The 17485-nt window shown below is 53.1% G+C and carries 14 protein-coding genes and 1 pseudogene; 5 read left to right on the top strand and 10 right to left on the bottom strand.

Features of this window, described 5'->3' with window-relative positions:
• Positions 1 to 124 precede the first annotated feature (124 nt).
• Positions 125 to 1303 carry a glycosyltransferase family 4 protein gene (locus GO488_RS11995; protein ID WP_254282996.1) on the top strand — a complete coding sequence of 393 codons (1179 nt, stop codon included), beginning with the start codon at positions 125 to 127 and terminating at the stop codon, positions 1301 to 1303.
• Between the two features lie 55 nt (positions 1304 to 1358).
• A complete protein-coding gene (locus GO488_RS11990; protein WP_162318061.1) occupies positions 1359 to 2492 on the top strand; it encodes a glycosyltransferase family 4 protein in 1134 nt (377 codons plus the stop codon).
• 25 nt (positions 2493 to 2517) lie between these two features.
• Here the strand turns inward: GO488_RS11990 and GO488_RS11985 are convergent, their stop codons facing one another.
• From GO488_RS11985 to GO488_RS11950, 8 genes are all read right to left on the bottom strand, one after another.
• Positions 2518 to 3699: a glycosyltransferase gene (locus tag GO488_RS11985; RefSeq protein ID WP_162318060.1), complete on the bottom strand. Its 1182-nt coding sequence runs from the start codon at positions 3697 to 3699 to the stop codon at positions 2518 to 2520.
• An 89-nt stretch (positions 3700 to 3788) separates the two neighbouring features.
• Positions 3789 to 4595: a glycosyltransferase gene (locus tag GO488_RS11980; protein WP_162318059.1), complete on the bottom strand. Its 807-nt coding sequence runs from the start codon at positions 4593 to 4595 to the stop codon at positions 3789 to 3791.
• A gap of 290 nt (positions 4596 to 4885) precedes the next feature.
• A complete protein-coding gene (locus GO488_RS11975) occupies positions 4886 to 6277 on the bottom strand; it encodes a sugar transferase (protein ID WP_162318641.1) in 1392 nt (463 codons plus the stop codon).
• A gap of 91 nt (positions 6278 to 6368) precedes the next feature.
• A complete protein-coding gene (locus GO488_RS11970) occupies positions 6369 to 8726 on the bottom strand; it encodes an STT3 domain-containing protein (protein ID WP_162318058.1) in 2358 nt (785 codons plus the stop codon).
• A 110-nt stretch (positions 8727 to 8836) separates the two neighbouring features.
• Positions 8837 to 9403, bottom strand: a complete 567-nt coding sequence (locus GO488_RS11965) for a metal-dependent hydrolase (RefSeq protein WP_162318057.1) — start codon at positions 9401 to 9403, stop codon at positions 8837 to 8839.
• A gap of 416 nt (positions 9404 to 9819) precedes the next feature.
• Complete coding sequence (locus tag GO488_RS11960; RefSeq protein ID WP_162318056.1) at positions 9820 to 10227, bottom strand: type II toxin-antitoxin system VapC family toxin; 408 nt, start codon at positions 10225 to 10227, stop codon at positions 9820 to 9822.
• On the bottom strand, positions 10224 to 10430 hold the full coding sequence (locus GO488_RS11955; protein ID WP_422111220.1) for a DUF7557 family protein: 207 nt from the start codon (positions 10428 to 10430) through the stop codon (positions 10224 to 10226). Before GO488_RS11955 ends, GO488_RS11960 begins: the two co-directional genes overlap by 4 nt.
• Positions 10431 to 10505: 75 nt before the next feature.
• Positions 10506 to 11492, bottom strand: a complete 987-nt coding sequence (locus GO488_RS11950) for an SDR family oxidoreductase (protein WP_162318055.1) — start codon at positions 11490 to 11492, stop codon at positions 10506 to 10508.
• A 266-nt stretch (positions 11493 to 11758) separates the two neighbouring features.
• Between GO488_RS11950 and GO488_RS19945 the strand changes: the two are divergent.
• Both GO488_RS19945 and GO488_RS11940 read left to right on the top strand, forming a co-directional pair.
• Positions 11759 to 12057: pseudogene (locus tag GO488_RS19945) on the top strand (transposase); the annotation flags it as partial.
• 260 nt (positions 12058 to 12317) lie between these two features.
• Complete coding sequence (locus GO488_RS11940) at positions 12318 to 13142, top strand: hypothetical protein (protein WP_162318053.1); 825 nt, start codon at positions 12318 to 12320, stop codon at positions 13140 to 13142.
• A 49-nt stretch (positions 13143 to 13191) separates the two neighbouring features.
• On the opposite strand, the gene GO488_RS11935 is transcribed toward GO488_RS11940, so the two are convergent.
• Positions 13192 to 14367, bottom strand: a complete 1176-nt coding sequence (locus tag GO488_RS11935) for a glycosyltransferase family 4 protein (RefSeq protein ID WP_162318052.1) — start codon at positions 14365 to 14367, stop codon at positions 13192 to 13194.
• A 228-nt stretch (positions 14368 to 14595) separates the two neighbouring features.
• Positions 14596 to 15939: a sulfatase gene (locus GO488_RS11930; protein ID WP_162318051.1), complete on the bottom strand. Its 1344-nt coding sequence runs from the start codon at positions 15937 to 15939 to the stop codon at positions 14596 to 14598.
• Positions 15940 to 16308: 369 nt separating this feature from the next.
• On the opposite strand from GO488_RS11930, the gene GO488_RS11925 reads away from it, so the two are divergent.
• Complete coding sequence (locus GO488_RS11925) at positions 16309 to 17436, top strand: glycosyltransferase family 4 protein (protein ID WP_162318050.1); 1128 nt, start codon at positions 16309 to 16311, stop codon at positions 17434 to 17436.
• The last annotated feature ends 49 nt before the right edge of the window (positions 17437 to 17485 follow it).

Raw genomic sequence — 17485 nt, 5'->3', positions numbered from 1 at the left:
CTGACCCACCAAGAATTAAGCTTTTCCGTTTCTATAATGGTGACCGCAAGACATAATCTGAATCATTTCTTGATGTAGAAGCGTTCCGGTATCGTTTTGAGGGCAGCTCGTCTCTTCATCAACTATGAATATTTGTATCGCTATACCCTCTCTCTCGACCCATGGAGGTGCTGAGCGAGTGGTTTGTGAAGAGGCAAGGTATTTTTCTGAACTAGGAAATGAAGTCCTCCTACTTGCTAGTGATTACGATCCTTCGGTGGCTAGAGACTACGGTGTTCCTGAAGGCGTGGATGTCATCCTCTCGTCTGGGTCTATCTCAGGAGATGTGGCAAAAGTACGATCAATCGTTGAAAAATACGATATTGACATTTTTTACCCCCATTCGTTTACGAAGCGTCTCTTCCTAGCCAATTCACTACTTTCTGACCAAGTACCGTATATTCCACATATACATGGCTCAGTTTTCTGGTTTATTGACGAACCAAACCGTCTCCCTTATATAGGTGATACTGGTTTTAGGGAGCTGGTCTCGATGGTTCCAGGTCACGGGGAATTCTATCAAGAATCTACCCCCTCAATAGCTACACGGGTGAGAGCCTCCGTCAGTCAGTACATTGAGCGTCACGGGTTGCAAGAAGCAGACTACGTCACTACCGGATCGTGGCAAGTCCAGCAGGAACTACAGACCCTCTATGATATCGAAGCGACTGTAGTCCGTCCAGGTGTTTCTGAGTCTTGGATAAACAAGTACGAGTCCGTTGAAACCCGTGCTCTGTCGGAGCATGAACACACTATTTTGAGTGTGAGCCGACTTGACTCCCGAAAGCGTGTTGATCTTCTTATTGAAGCTATTGTAAAGTTACGTGCAAATAATTACGATATCGGGCTCGTTATTGTTGGAGAGGGCGACGAGCGGGCCGATCTCCAACATCTAGCGTCAAGCCTGAACGTGGCATCTGCTATTACCTTTGAGGGATACGTCCCAGAGACGAAACTATCCTCGTACTACAAATCTGCCGATGTCTTTGCGTGTCCTGGATGGATGTCGTACGGAATTACACCCTTAGAAGCATACGCTATGCGTACACCAGTAGCAGTTTCTTCTGATGCGTTCGTCCATGAAGTTCTTGACCAAAGTCCGGGCGTAAAGGTTATACCACCGTCGGTTGACGCATGGGTATCAAAGCTTCCAGAACTGCTTGATGCAAATCCCAATGATTTGGACCCGTCTATTGTACCGACATGGGATGAGTTCTGTAACAGCATTCACGAGCTGTCTGAGAACATTTGGGCATCCCAATAGTGATTAATATGAACGAGAATTCTTCAAAGAAATTTTTCGCACATAGTGATACTTCATGAAGATCTGCTTCGTCACCCCTAGTTATCCCCCAAATGTCCACGGGGGTGGAGAAATTAGTGTTCAACTCCTTGCCGAAGAGGTAGCATCTCGTGATGATATTGATGATGTACTTGTCATCAGTTTCGATGGTGAATGCGAGGAACGAGTAAACGGTGTGCGAGTCAAACGGCTCGGCACACACTCAACATTTCCATTAGAACTGCCGAACATATTCGTCGCAATAAAACTCTTGAGGCACCGCGAATTGCTCGCTGAATTCGATATACTTCATGGGTATAACGTATACTATCATCCTGCTCTCGGTGTGGTCAGTCGGTTACTCTCTATTCCAAGTGTCGCGACGCTCAATTCGTACGCACTCCTCCCAAAGTCTGCCTACGGTGTGCGTGCAACTGGTCCGAGGAAAGTATACGACAGGCTGTTTATGCCCACAACTGGCCGGATCCTTAGGATACTTGCTCAAAATATAAACCAGTTCATTTGTCTAAGCGCCGAGAGTGAGAGTGTTTATGTTGAAAACGGATTTGATGGTAATAATATTGCGACGATTCCAAATATGGTGGACCCTTCGTTTGAGATCTCGACAGAATCCGAAGACAATGAAACCATCCGAATCTTATATGTTGGATCTTTAATCAAGCGAAAAGGAGTCCAGTATCTTGTTCAATCAGCAGCGTATTTGCCGAAAAATTTTGAGATTCGTATCGTAGGAGATGGCCCACAAAAGATACAACTCATACAGAAAATAAATGAGCTTAGTGTTACGGATCAGGTTAGTATTATTGGTCGGATCCCATATTCTGATATCGAAAGTGAGTACGCCAAGGCCGACATATTCGTTCACCCTGGAATTTGGCCGGAGCCGTTCGGCCGCACTTTACTTGAGGCGATGCAGGCCTCACTTCCCGTCGTAGCGACCAATATAGGTGGACCATCTGATATTGTTCCTTCAGAAGAGTTCCTCTGTCCACCGAAAGACGCAAAACAGTTAGCAAAGGCGATTAGATTCGCGGCGAGTAAAATTGATATGATTGGATCTCAGAACAGAACAATGGTAATGGAGCAGTACTCACCAGAACGCATTACTGAGCAGATTATGGAACTGTATGCAGAAACCATTGGAGAGTAACATTACGTATTAACTACAGTCTATCTTAGTTACAGCCTGATAGTTCTGACGAGACTAAACTTTGTATCTTCTTCTTGAAACGGTCTGTGCTAAAATCGAGGCAATGACCTCTAAGTTCTTTTTGAATATCCCGCTGAAGGTGCTGATTTCCCGTCACAGATAAAATCTTTTCAACCGCTTGACTGGGATTCTCGTACATGAGTTGGGAACGCTTCCCGACAATTTCTACTTGCCCACCACCGTCGGGAACAAACGGGATGCATCCTCCAGCTACGAGTTCTGCGACAGAAATCCCGAAGTGCTCGTACTGACGCCCGTGAAGACCATATTTGTGTTTCTCGACTAACTCAACCATCTCTTCTCTGTCAAGATATCCTTCAAGATGTACGTACGGCCGGCTCTCCGCGAGTTTCCGTACTTCGGCGGCATACGATTCGGAACCAATCCCGCCTACGAGATGGAGGTGATATGAAGCTCCCCGTTTGTGAAGGCGATCAAGAATCTCAATAATTGTTTTCTGCTTTTTCGATGGATGGATTCGACCGATAGCGATGAATCCGTCTTCTTTTTCCATCCAATCATTAGGATCGAAGTCAGAGGTTCTGACTGGAGGATATACTACTTCTACGTCGGTATTGTATGATTCACGAACCAGATTCGCAGTCCAGTTCGAGTTTGCGACAAAGGTTGACCCTTTATTCATCATGTCTTCTGCACCAGCAACTCGACGGCAAATCGAACGATATAATCGGTACTTTTTCGAGGGAGCCCAGGGCTCGAACCGGGCGTGTTGGAATGAAGAGTAGATCGGAAAATGGATATACTGTATGACTGGCGTATTAGTGACGAACTCGTTACTTGTCGAGAAAAAAAGGTCATACTCCGCAAATGAGCGATAACTAGTTACGGCCTGAATGAGTGCAGACGCTAGTGCATCTAACTGGAGAGAGGAACCAAGGAACTCATTTACAACGGTGATTGATGGACGAAGCGTCCTGTTGAGAATAGGAAGGGGATTCTGATACTGTATCTCTTCGGGTCGGATATCTGTACCATGTCGCTTGTTTAATTCTTTCACATTAGGTTCGTCTAAAGAGAATACTGTGAGTGAGTGGCGGTCTGTAAGAGCCTCAATAGTATGCGCGGCTACAGATTCTCCCCCTCCGTGACGCATAATTCCAGGATGAAAGAGTGCAATTTCTGCCATAGACTCAAAAAGTAATTGTATTCTTCTAATTCTATCGATGTCTTCTATTCCAAAATGTTTGAGATGATATAATGGGATATATCCAAACATCATCGAACAAATGTCTGATAAATTACTTCACGTGTATTTGATGATAAAAGTCTTGGGGGAATACGAAGACAAAGATGCTGCAAAGTATCTCGTCTAGAAGCTATACCGAGTTCCCGTAATCTCCGTGCCATTTGAATCTCTGCCTTTGCATAATCAACACCACCTCGGCGATCCCCGAGGTTGTTGATTTTCGCTCGGACAAGTATCTGGTCAATATTGCGGAACTGTAGTCCGGCCGCAAGACACCGTGCCCATAAGTCCCAGTCCTCCATCATCGGGAAATCACGATACCCCCCTACATTAAGAACGACTTCACGATCAAACATAGTAGTGGGATGATTTAACGGACATCGCCACGGCATCCACTCAGAGATCTCGCCATGAGATATAGGAACTTCGCGTGTTCGTTCTGGTGTTTCGGAATCTTCGCGGAATTCAGCGAGATGTGATCCTACGATATCTGACTCGGTTTCTGTAAGGACAGGTAGCTGGGCGGCGAATCGTTCGGGGTGAGAAATATCGTCAGCATCCATTCGTGCCACAAAGGGTTCTGAGCATCTCTTGAGGCCCTCTTGAAGCACGCCTCCTAAGCCTTGGGCGTCAGGAAAGTGTTCATGCTCAGTAGCTGAGTGCGTATTGACTAAGCCGCTAATCGTCGTTTCGATATCTTCCGTGAGCGGCTGATTAGTCACCAAAATGATTTCTGCCGGTGGTATCGTTTGTTCGGTGATGCTTCGATGTGCTCTTTGCAAACCATCGGGGTCGCTCGTAGCGGCAGTAGGGAGCAATACAGAAATATTACTCACGGAACTTGTCCTCCATTTGCTGATCCCCAACCTCCATCATTCGGTCAAACTCAACGCCTATGAATAAATGACCCGATGCTTGATTGTTGATCTGACTGTTAATCTCTTTCTCAGGTTCTTCTATCTTAAATTTTCAGTAAAAAATGTCTGAAGTCTAAAATAATCTCAACTACTTTTATATAACTTAGTTATAGGTATTATAAACATTAGAAGAGATAGGGCCATCATCGAAATCTAAGAAACAGACACTCAATATATTCTTTTCGAAGTATTTCTAATTTGTTTCTCCACTACTGCAGAGTTAGATACACATCGACGCCCACTTTCCAGACCTGACGGACAACCAACTGCGTATCAAACCAAAACGATTGTTCCCGGATATACTTGAGATCAAGTTGGTGCTTTTGTGTCGGGTTCGTGCTCTTGACGTTGTTGACCTGCGCTAGCCCCGTCAGGCCGGGTTTGACGAACCACCGCTGTCGCCAGGACTGTGTCTCGGCTTCCAACAACGCTTCTTCGTCAGTCCACACCGCTCGCGGTCCGACGACGCTCATGTCGCCTTTCAGAATCGACCAGAGCTGTGGAATTTCATCGAGGTGTGTCTGTCGCAGCACCTGCCCTATGCCGGTAATCCGGTCGTTGTCCCCGTCATCAATGGGTGTCGCGGACTCACCTTCAGGTGTCATCGACCGGAACTTGTACACGTCAAACGTCTCTCCGAAGACAGCAGTCCGCTCTTGTTGATACAGAACCGACCCCCCATCATCTAACTTGATAGCTAACGCGATCCCCACGATTACAGGTGACAACACGACCAACCCACCCACAGCGAACACGATGTCGAACGCGCGTTTCAATAGATAGTCCTGTACGTCCCAGGGTTCGATCTCGACGTCGACGAGCGGCCCGACCTGCCCTTCTGCGACCAACACTGAATCAGTATGGTCGCGGTGGACCTTCGCGTTGACGCCGTGCTCGTAGCAGGCATCCAACGCTCCGAAGAACTCCGCACGGTCAGCGTGACCGAACGCCAAAACGACCGTTCCTACATCGTACTCAACGAGCACGTCTTCGATACGTGAGAGTCCGCCGAGGCGTTCCATCCCGATCGACTCGCCGCCGTCGGTAGCCAGTCCAGAGACACCGATCGGTGCGGCGACCGCACTCGTTGGGCAGAGATATCCAAGCAACAGCCCGTCGACTTCGCGGGCCACCGCGTCGATAGTCCCTAGATTGTCGCCGACGACGAGCGTGCGTTCGCCCTTCGAAGACGGCCGCTGACGAATCCAGACGAACCAGGCCGGGAGCACAATCAACAATAGCGGCGTCATCAGCAGCACCGTCAGCCGCGGGAGCTGGTAGCTGTAATCGAAGTAGCCGATCGTCGCGAGGGCGAACACCGCGACGAACACTCGCTTCTGCACGAGCGAGATAGTGTCGAGGATCCGGCGCGGACGAGGCTTGTACAGTGGTAGGAACGCACCGGCGAACACGCCGGCGGCTATCAACAGTTCGAAGGCGAACTCCGGACCCACCGGCGGATCCGGCGACAGTCGGTCAAGTAAGGGAACCATCGTCGCGACCGATTGGACGGTCGCGTTATTCACGAGCGTGACAGCGAGTGCTGTGAGGACGACGACGCCCGTCACGCTGGCCACCCGGTACCGCCATCCGCTATCCATCATCAGGTTGATTCGAGAGGAGTAAAATAAGTCCTGCGTCCTTCAGGAACGGAAACCAGTTCGAAAGTAAGCAGGTCATACTGAGTCTAATTCACACCGTCCCATTGCTGACAGAGACGTTTCCACCTTCAGTCACCGCTTCTTCCGAAACGACAACCTCCCTCGTCTTGTTCCCGGTGGTCACCGTGTACGTCCCCGGATTGGCGACGGTCACCGAGAACGCGCCGTCCGAACCCGCCGTGGTTTGCCGCTGGTATTCGACTGTCTGATTCGAGACGGAGAGCGTGGTCGAAGCCGTCACCGTCGCGTTCGGCGCGGCCGTCCCTTCGATGGTTCCGCCGGGAACGAGGGCGAACGCCTTGTAGCGACCGTCCGCGGTCGCAAACACGGGTCGATAGTGTGCGACGCCCGGTGCCTGCTCAGTTCGCGAGCCGTACGATTCGTACAGCCGCGTGTGGATCGCTCGCGAGGCGTTGACCGGCGTGTCGCTCTGTACGACCACGTATCCGGCGCGGCCACTGAGACGGTCGTACCACTCCTCGGGATTCGTCGACGTGGCAAAGTCGGCGTAGTTGTTCTGTGCGTACGCGTAACTGCGCGACTCGCCGCTGACGAAGTAGTTGTAGACGCGATTCTGCCCCCACCGGCTGAAGACGTAGTTCTTGGGATACTCCAGTTCGTGTGCGGCGGCGTTCGCGTCGAGCGCGGTCGCGGTCTCGTAGGTCCCGTCGTCGATGACGATCTGGCTCGTCTTGATAGGGACCTGCAGCGCTCCGAAACTGCCCACGAGCAGAAAGAGGGCGAAAAGCAGCCCGATAGTCTTCCGGTCCGGAATCGTCACGCTTCGCACCGATTCGCTGGTCCTCGCGGTCGGACGCGCGAGGTCGATGTGGGCGGCGAGAGCGACGAACGCGTAGCCCGCGAAGATCGATATAAACGTCCCGAGTTCCCCGACGAAGCGGACCTGAATCGTCGCAAGCACGAGGAAGTACCAGGCGTACGTTCCCAGCACGGCCCAGCCCGGATTATCGGTTGCCGCCAATCGCACGCACCATACCATCACCGGAAGCGCGAGGATGAGCGTAAAGCCCAGAAGGAAGAGGAAGCCGAAGGACTCGGTGCTGAAGAGCCCGTACACTTCGGCGATAGCGTCGGAGCGAAACAGGGTATCGAGTCGACCGACGAACTCCGCCCACTGCTCCGAGAAGACGCTGCGAACGAGCAATAGCCCGCCGATACCGACGACAGCGTCGACGGCTACCAGCTGCGTCGCAGTCCCGCCAATCCGGTCGACGAGGACCGCCAGCAGGACGACACCAGCGACGCCAATGAACAGCAGTATCGGTGCACTGGCGACGAGCGTCGTATGCCAGCCGGCGACCGCGTGAACGCCCCACGTGAGCAGCGCACCGAGCCCGACTCCCAGAAGCACCGGGACGTACCGGAGACTCGGCGTCCGTCCCACGTACAGATCGAGTACCGTCGCCGCCGCCACAGCCAGACCGACGGGAACGATCAGCAGTGGCCCCGCTTCCCACGAAAGGACTTGCCCGGCGATACCCAGACCGAGTCCCCCCGCCGCGATCCACGTCGTCGGCTGGGAGATCCACGCTCGCTCTTCGTCGCGGCCGACAGTCAGCACTACGAGGAGGGCGAGCGCGGTCAGCCCTAACCACGGGTAGTCGAATGCGTGGTGATCGGCGAAGCCGAGGCTCGTCCGGAAGGCGTGACCCGGCAGGAACGCCAGAAAGAGAACCGACGCGAGCCCGACGCGTCGGTCGTTCGTCACTCTGACCGCGAGCAGATAGACCAGCACGCCCGAAACGAGCGCGGAGAGCACCGGGTACCAGGCGAGGACGTGTCCGATGATGCGGTCACCGCCGCCGAGCAGTTCCGCGACCCACCACAGCGTCGCGACCATCAGCGGTTCGCCTTTGGTCACCGCGTCGGGAAGGACCGCGAGCGAGGCGAAGTCGAGCCGTCCGCCGGCTTCGGCGGCGATCTGTTCGACCCAGTACCGGTAGTAGTACGGGTCGTTCCCCGAGAGGACGATGTCGCCGCCGCGATAGATCGCTCCGATGACGTACGCCCTCGCTGCGAGGAGAACTGCCAATGCGCCCGCGAGCATCGCGATGGCCCGCGGCTCGATAGCGATATTCTCGAAGGCGTTCGAGAAGTCAGGCGTCTCAAGGGAGCTCGATTCGTCAGCGGCCGGCTCGTCGCCGAGTGACGCTCGCACGGTGTTCGGGTTCGCGACGCGGTAGTTTCCGTCGTCGGCTTTCTCGACGATGCCACTCGAAACGAGTTCACCGAACATCCCGGAGTCGACGGGAACGTCGTCGAAGGTCCACGTCTCTCGCTCGGCGTCGACGGCGAGGATGTCCTCGGTCGCAGCGGCCAACTCGGGGCGGTCCTCTAACACCGTCACGGCTCCCCCGTCGTCGCTCATATCTCCGACCTTACCTGTAACCCGAATAAATCCATCGGCACGGCGGACGGCGTGGGGTTATCGAGACGCGTTTCTACCGGCTGCCGTTAGACGCGAAGCGACGCCGCCGCTCACTGCTCTCCGGCGTTGGCCACCCGCGAGAGCCACCGTTCGCCGGTCGTCCGCAGAACGCCGAGTCCGGGACGGCCGTCCACCCACCAGCCGACGATAGACAGGATGACCAGTCCCAGTTCGAGCGCCATGTACGAGTCAAGCGAGGCCTGTGCGAAGTGCGCCCAGAAGGTCTGTGCGATCTCGGGTTCGGGCATCGGCAACACCGGCCACAGCAGATAGGTGAGATTGGCGTACGCCCCCTCGATGGCCGAGTAGAGACCATCCGAGAGGACATGTGTGAGATAGCCGACAAGGAACGCGACACCGACGGCGCTCCGGTGGTACCGGTGAGCGACGTAGCCGACGACGACGGCGACGACAGCGAGCGTCAACAGCGAATGGGCCAGCGAGCGCCCGCCCGGAAGAATCCCGAGTGTCCAGCCGAGCGGCTTATCGACGAGGTCGGGAAACTGCGTCCCGATCGCCAGGGCGATGACGGGTAGTCCGTTCGGTGTCTCGCCCTGTGCGCGGATACCGAACGTGTAACAGAGATAGCCCAGCGCGGCGTGTCCCCAGGGCCACATTGGGAGTCAGTAGAACGGACGGCGTGTTGACGTTACCGCTTTTCAGTCGATAGGATACGGATGATCCCACGTTTAGAAGTAGTGGGTCAAGAGTACTGTACTTCTGGATGTTGTGTCGCTGTCATGCAACTTTGTCGGCTAATGGCCTTGTTAGCGACCTCCTTGTGAACGATACCTTCGGTAGCGACCGCAGAGTCACAGTACATTTCGTGAGCTTTTCGGCTGTTCTATGAACTGCAAAACTGATCAATAGTTTGATTTTGACATAGGGTGATCGGTACTGACTCTATACCAACCCTCTCGTGCCAAAGTACCGATACCAAATATTGTTTCGAGTTCGACAATCTAGTGGGTCCAACTCAGCTAAAAAGAGAGTAGATTTCGTGTGCTCTCTTACGTTGCATTTGGCAAATCGATCATCCGGAATGCTGATTCGAACTGAGTTTCCGGACAGAAAGTAGTTCACGGAGACCGTCTGTATCGAAGTCAGCGTCGGAGATGACCAGTTCTTTCCCTTCGGATCGCGCTGTCGCCGCGATCATGAGGTCGCGTGGTGACAGCGGGTCGCCGGATTCGAGAAGACGGGCTTGCATTCGGGCCGCTTCGAACGCCACTTCCTCCGAGAAATCGAGCGCAGCGACCCGTCCGAAGTTCTCACGCGCCCCGACGAGATCGGTTTCACCGCTCGAAAACACCGCACCGGCAAGCACTTCGTATATACAGATACTGGAGGTCACCAAAACTGGTTGCTCATCGACGAACCCGACGACTTCCTCGACGCCATCGAGGTAGTCGATGATAACCGACGAATCCAGAAACGTCATCGCTCGAAGCTCTTTCGTGAGCGCTCGATCGCTTCACGGGCCTTCTCGGCTTTGTCAGTTCCCTTCCACACGCCAGCATTCATCCCCGACCCCTCGTTCGCCAGCCGGTCGAGAAACTCGTCCCAGCTCTCGTCGTCACGCTTTAGCCTCGCTAACTTCTTCTTCGTCTCGTCGGAGACCCGAATTGACGTACTCATATACATACATCGTGTATGCGAGCGGAAGTAGTTTGAGGTGCTCATCATCGTAGGATGGATCCAGCAAGTTCTGACGAGTCACTACGACCGTCGCACCAGCGGTTCGTACCACGCCTGATTCTCCTGGTACCAGTCGATGAACTTCGAGACGCCCTCGCGGATGGTATGGTCGGCCTCGTAGTCCAGCAACTCGCTGGCCTTCGAGGTGTCGGCGTGGGTGTGTTCAGCGTCGGCGTCGTGGCGCTCCTCGTAGACGAGTTCGAGGTCGGGCGCGAGTTGGTCGCGGATCTCCTCGGCCAGCGTCTTGATGGCGATGTTGTCCGTCGAGCCGATGTTGACGGCCTCGCCGTCGACGGCGTCTTCTTCCAGGAGCGTGACGTTCGCCTCGACGACGTCCTCGATGAAGGTAAAATCGCGTGTCTGCGTGCCGTCGCCGTAGAGCACGGGCGGTTCGCCGTTCAGACACCGCGAGACGAAGTTCGAGATAGCCATGTTCGGGCGCATGCGCGGACCGTAGACGGTGAAGTAGCGCAGGGCGACGGCGGAGAAGTCGTAGACTTCGCCGTAGGCGCAGGCGTAGCGCTCGGCGGCGAGCTTCGACGCGCCGTAGGGCGAGACGGGGGTCGTCGGATGTTCCTCGTCGTAGGGGAGGTACTGCGGGACGCCGTACACCGACGAGGAAGAGGCCATCACGAAGCGCTCGATGCCCTCGTCGCGGCAGGCGTCGAGGAGGTTGAGCGTGCCGTCGGCGTTGACCTCGTGGTACTTCCGGGGATCATCGACGCTCGGGCGGACGCCGGCCTGTGCAGCCTGGTGGTAGACGTAGTCGGCGTCGGCGACGAGGTCGGTGACCAACTCGGCGTTGCGGATATCGCCTTCGACCAGTTTGTAGCTTCCGCCGTCTTCCTCGGCGGCCTCGCGCCCGATTTCGGCGTTGTGGTGTTTGATATCGAGGTCGTAGAACGGGTCGAAGTTGTCCAACACGACGACGCTGTGTCCGTCGCGGGCGAAGCGCTCGGCGAGGTGGCCGCCGATGAAGCCCGCGCCGCCGGTGACGAGAATCTGCATTGTCCCAAGGGGGTCTTCGGACGGGTAAAAATCCGTCGGGTCGGCTCACCTTCGCTTGGAAACCCGCTGCCCGATCGCAACCTCCATCTATAGTTCACTCTCATTATCGATAGGAATCGCGAGAAATACGATAGAACTAGTACAGATAATGCACAAACCTCTCTAGAATAAGTCATATAGGTATAAATTTGGGTTAGAAGTGATATTATGGCGGAGGAATAGTGCGATTAGGCCCTATATTGGGTATAATTGGAGGAATTTAAAGCTTTTTCTCCCGATTCGAAGAGTACATCACTACTGATCACACAAAAGTATTTTTTTTGCACCATGAAACGAATTCGAAGATGAGTTGATCGTCGTTCTGGATGGAACGTCGTATCTCTAGGAGTCGGCCGTGACGAACCTGGCGACCTGTGACGACCTCGCCTTCGTGACGTTACCGTCGTATTCGCCGAAACTCAACCCTGTTGATGAATGCTGGCGACAACTCCAAGACGTTCTTAGCGACTGACTCTTTGGCTCGATCGATGAACTAACCTCGACACTCAACATCACTCTCGACTAGCTATCTTTTCCAAAAGTGACTGATTACTTCTATCATCGACCATAGAGTGGCGTTACACGTCTTTTCTGTTCCCACATTGTACACAGCTCTTGATGGTATTTTATTTATTTCCGCACTTTGAATTTAAGTTTTCATCATCTCTATACCTTTTACCGGTCCTCACTAGACCTGGATACTTACCAAACGAACAACTGGTTTGGTAAGACTCCTGATTAAACAGCGTCCAAACTATTATAGTGTCAGATAGCCAATTACTATTGATGAGCCTGCTAACGAAGTCTATAGACAAATTTCGACGAGACGGATTGTCTGGACTAACAATAGGAGGTGTTTATTTTGGAAGACAAAAGATGAGAAACCAAATTGGAAAAATTACATATCGATATTATCATTGTGGACAAACCGACGCAGACGATGATAGAATTCTTTGGATTGATCCAAGAACTATTAAATATGCTTTTGCCGACCGTCTCAGTTCCCAAGAGTATGGAAGACATTTTGAAATCGCTCACCGTTCCGCGTGTCATCAATATGCTGAGTTTGGAGATATTCTTACCGGTGATTGGGATCGGCAGCGAGTCCCAATTACCGAGTATACGGAATGGAAGCTGATCATGAGTATGATTGACGAGAAAATCCCGTTTGAGCAAACGAAGTATTACAACGCATGTCTTGATCGATTTCAACGGGGGGCAGAAATCTGGGGATGTCAGTCAGAGGCGGAACTAAAAGAGCGAATCAAATATCTCGACCACCTTAAACAGTCTATTAATTCTGATGGATATAAACGGAATAACGAACCAGACGGGGCAATTGGTACCGAAAGTCTCGGTCCTTCGACTCACGACGAGATAACCGTCGATATTGGTCGTGATGGCACATTTCTACACTTCACGAATGGCCGACACCGGCTCGCCATCGCATATCTATGTAATATTCCTAAAATTCCCGTTTTGGTTCGTGTTCGTCACGAGCAGTGGCAGGCGATTCGCGATGAATTTCGACAAAGACGTTCCCTCAGTGATCTGTCTGAGCAAGCTCGGAAATTCGTTGGCCACCCCGACTTAGAAGATTTGATCTCATGAGCTATCCCCGAATCGTGATATTCCTCTGGAAGCCTGGAATGGCTAATCTTTAGCTGAATATCCCTGTGTCGTTCGCCTCGACGAGTGCCTGATAAATATCTTCCAACTCAGCGACACTCGATGACCAGGAGTATTTATTTTCACAGAGCGAAGTCATTCGCTCCGACTCCACCGAGATCTGACCGGCAATCATCTTGCGTATCGCACTGGCAAGTTTCTCAGGGTCGTTTTTCGGAACGAGCGTGCCAATCGGCTCCGCGCGGATGTCATCGGCGATGCCGACAACTGGTGTAGCAATCACAGGAGTCCCACAGGCAAGTGCTTCGAGCAAGACCAGTCCAAACCCTTCTTGCGCGGACGACAGCGATGGAAGGACAAAGGTGTCCGCTAGCGAATAGTACGTCGGTAAGTCAGACTCTGGCACCCGTCCCAGGAACGTGACATGATCTGTAATCTCGAGCTGGCGTGCCATCGCTTCGTATTCGGGTTTTAGTCCGCCGTCACCGCCGACAAAGAGATGTGGTACGTTATCTTCTCGGCGGGCGATCTCTCCGATAGCCTTTAGAAGAACGTCCAGACCCTTGTATGTGTGATTTTCGTCAAGCAAGGCGAGAAAGAAGATCATCGAACTGCCACTTGGAAAGTCGCCCTCCGGCAGTGAGCTGGCAGCCGTTGGTTGAAAGAAGTCGATGTCGACGCCGTTGTACACTGTCTCCACTTTCGACTCGAAGGGCGCTAAGTGTGCAGAGTCACCGAGATAATCCGGTTGGGTAATGAGGATTTTGTCCACAAGCCGGAGTGTCGCTTGCAGCGCCGTTCGATTGTACGTCTTCGCTAGAATGTCCTGAATACCCGTTCCGACGAGATCGTTATGATACGTTAGAACCACTGGTGTATTCGTGACTGCCCCGAGTACTGCGCTGACATCCGCAGTCCACGGGGTCGGGAGATGCGTATGCAACACGTCTGCTTCAGATACTACTCCGGCCAGCACTTTTGGCAGGGTGAGTGGGAGTTCCGTATCAGAGATACGTCCTGAAGTCGGGACACGCCGCACGTCGACGCCTTCGATTGTTTCAGCAAGTGGTTCAGACGGAGTGATCTTCGAACAGAGGACCGTAACTCGGTGACCATTCGAGACGAGTTCCCGCGAGATTGCTCTGATCGTCGATCCCACACCGTCGAGATGCGGATAGTAACGTGTGTGTATCTGAACGATGTGCATCTACGTGAATGAGGCCGTCAACGCAGCTACACCGCTTAGGCTAAAAAAGCTTGACCTGTAACAACTATCGCACACCACGCAGATAGTTTGTGAGGAAGGGCCGCCCGAAGTTTGCTGACGATGGCTAATTGCCGCTAGTGTTCGGTGTCGCTGGAAACGCAGGATAAGTGTGACTGTCGGTAACCAGCGTCGAGGGGGCGATTTCCGGAATATCGCTCGGTGTGCCACTCAGAGGTACCCCAAGTCTTCCAAACGAGATTCCATGTCACCGTCGACTTCATCCCGCAACTGCCGATCACTGATATCGAGCTCTGCTAGTCGCTTCACTGCAGCGTCTTTCAGAGCCTCCAACTCTTCGCTCTCAACCGAATGCGGCGAAATCCGGCTCGGTGTCTCAGAGTCGATACGGTAAGTTCGGTGCTCGCCAGATATCTCGTCCGCCTCATATAGCCAGTTGCGCGACCTCACGCCAACGATTGGTTCGCCTTGATATTCCATCTCTGCTTGGATGTACTGTCTTGCTGGGTCCTGACCGGGAACTCGTCCCCGATACGCAGGACACGGGTCGACACCGAGTGCTGCGTGAATCAGTGGTGGCAAGTCAAGGAGACTCACTAACTGATCTGTCGCATCGGAAAGCCAGTTGGGACCATTCGCTACGAGGAGGGGGACTTTGAGAAGTTCGTCGTACATCCTATCCGGTTTCCCATACTGGTCGTGTTCCCCGAATAGTTCCCCATGGTCGGAGGTGATGATGAGCAGCGTCTCGTCAAACCGATTTGTCTCTCGGAGGTGATTAACGATAGTACCAATCTGGTCGTCAACATACTCAATGGCGCTTCGATATAGATCTCGCATCGTTTCAACCTCCGCCTGGGACAACGTCTCCGGTGACGTTGAAAATTGGTTGTACCATTCTGCGACTTCAGAATGGGTCACGTCCTCAATACCATATTTGTGTCTGTACTCTTCCGGAGGAAAACACGGATGGTGGACATCCATGAAATGGCTCCAGCAGAAGAAGGGAGTATCTGTCTCGCGCAACCATGCGATCGTGTCCTCACTGATTACCTCCGCGGAGACGTACGGTCGCGGCTTGCCACGGAAATACTCGTAGGTGCTTTTCAGCGCTGAAGCAAGGTCAATACTCCCACCGAAAAAGGAAAGCTTCGACCCATCACTTTCGATACCCCGTGGAAAGAGCCGCGTTGCGAGTCCCATCAATGGATTCTGGTAGTCCTCGAATCGGCCGAACCCCACGTCGTAATTGAAATGTGCTGAAAGAAACGGATTGGTCTGAAACCCGCCCGTACTGAGTCCCGCGTTATGAAGGTTTGAACTCATGCGAGGTCGCTCTCTGTTCAGAGGGCCAAGTCCGCCAAAGGAGAGGGGCAAGGTCCCGGTCAGAATCCCGGGGAAGGACGGCCCAGTACCTGACCCGGTTGCGAACGCCGAACTGAATCGGACCCCAGTCGAAGCGACAGCTGCTATTGTGGAGCTGCCATCTTCCCTATCCGGAACGTAATCCGCCCGGAGTGAGTCAATAGTAAGGAGCAACACGTTTTCGACCATATTGCGGATGTTTGCCGCGGCCCTCTCTTAACACTTATTGATGCAACTACATGAAACGCACACCCTCAAGCAGTTCGGAGGCCTCCTTCGTGCAAGAACCACCACGTTGTGAACCCATACTAACAACGAGGTCCGCAGACAGGCAAATCGTTAAACCTGAGCCGACTATCTTTAGGCTAGATGAGAGCTGTTCGCGTGACGACAGTTGTCTGGTTTCGCTCAGAGTCTCGAATACAGGGTCGCAAAATTCTAAGTAAAAAGTCGTGCTGCCTGACAGTTCCAACCGATCATCAACCCAGCTCCAGACCGGAGAATGCACAGGTGAATCGGCTAGTTATGAAACAATCCGCTAGAAATTAATCAAAGACGATGGAGATAATTCAAGTTCCACATCTGTACCGACCGTCGATCGGAGGGATAGAGAATTATGCGTACCGACTCAATAACTCATTGTCCGACGCTGGACACACTACCGAGACGATAACGACTGACCTCAGTCTCGACGGAGGGGGGCCACTAGAGAAAGACCCGAACACGAAGTATTGTGCTACTACAACCACTGTTTACCGCAATCCGGTTTCAATCGAACTGTATCGTCGCGTCCGACAGAGTACCGCAGATGTGTATCACCTTCACAGCCCTTGGTTTTTACCCACAGTTGAAGCGGCACACGCTATTTCTAGGGAGACACCGATGATCCTGACGATTCACGGAGTTGTTCCACCGCGCCATAGCGTACGTGCACGACTCCTCGATAAGGCATATAAACCCATTGCCCAATACGTACTCGACTGTATGGATGCCGTAATCGTACTGGGTAACTCGGAAAAGCAGAGTTTACTCAATAGGTTCAACGTGCCGCCCGGTCGGGTTTCAGTCATCCCGAACGGAATTCGCCCGAAGCAGTACAGGGTAAGCGAGACGGATGTAGAAGCATTCAACCGAAAGTACGGACTTGACCCGGCGACGCCTACTATCCTCTCTGTATGCCGATTGGTCCCGGTAAAGAAACCGGACGTCCTCGTTGATGCGATAACTACCCACCTTCCAGACGTAGATTTAGATCTCGTTCTCATCGGGTCCGGTGATGGAGAGTTCTTCGAGACGCTCACCGACCGAGCGGACGACCGTGTTACATTCTTGTCTACCGTTGATTTTGATGAACTGCAGTGTGCGTACCACTCTTCTGATGTTTTCGCATTTACAGGGACGTCTGAAGGGCTCTCGACTGTCGTGCTAGAGGCGATGAACGCTAGTCTCCCTATTGTTTCCACGTCAGCGGGGGCACTTTCCGACGTCATAACCCACGGCAACAATGGTTGGTTGCTTACCACCCCACCAGATGCGACCGAAGTAGCGGACGCTATCCAATTTTATATCAGTAACCCGGACCGGCGACAGGCTGTCGGGAGACGAAATCGTGCTCTCGTCGAATCGAGCTTCGACTGGGAGGAGATCGCAGCCCGTATCGAAGATCTCTATCAAGAAGTGGTGTGAACGCAATTAGCCTAGCGGCTTCAGGTCGACACTCTGACCCGCGGACTGC

The organism is Haloarcula limicola, assembly GCF_010119205.1.
GTDB lineage: Archaea > Halobacteriota > Halobacteria > Halobacteriales > Haloarculaceae > Haloarcula > Haloarcula limicola.
Note: the sequence above shows the minus strand (reverse complement) of the source record. Positions and strands in the feature narration are given on the sequence as shown.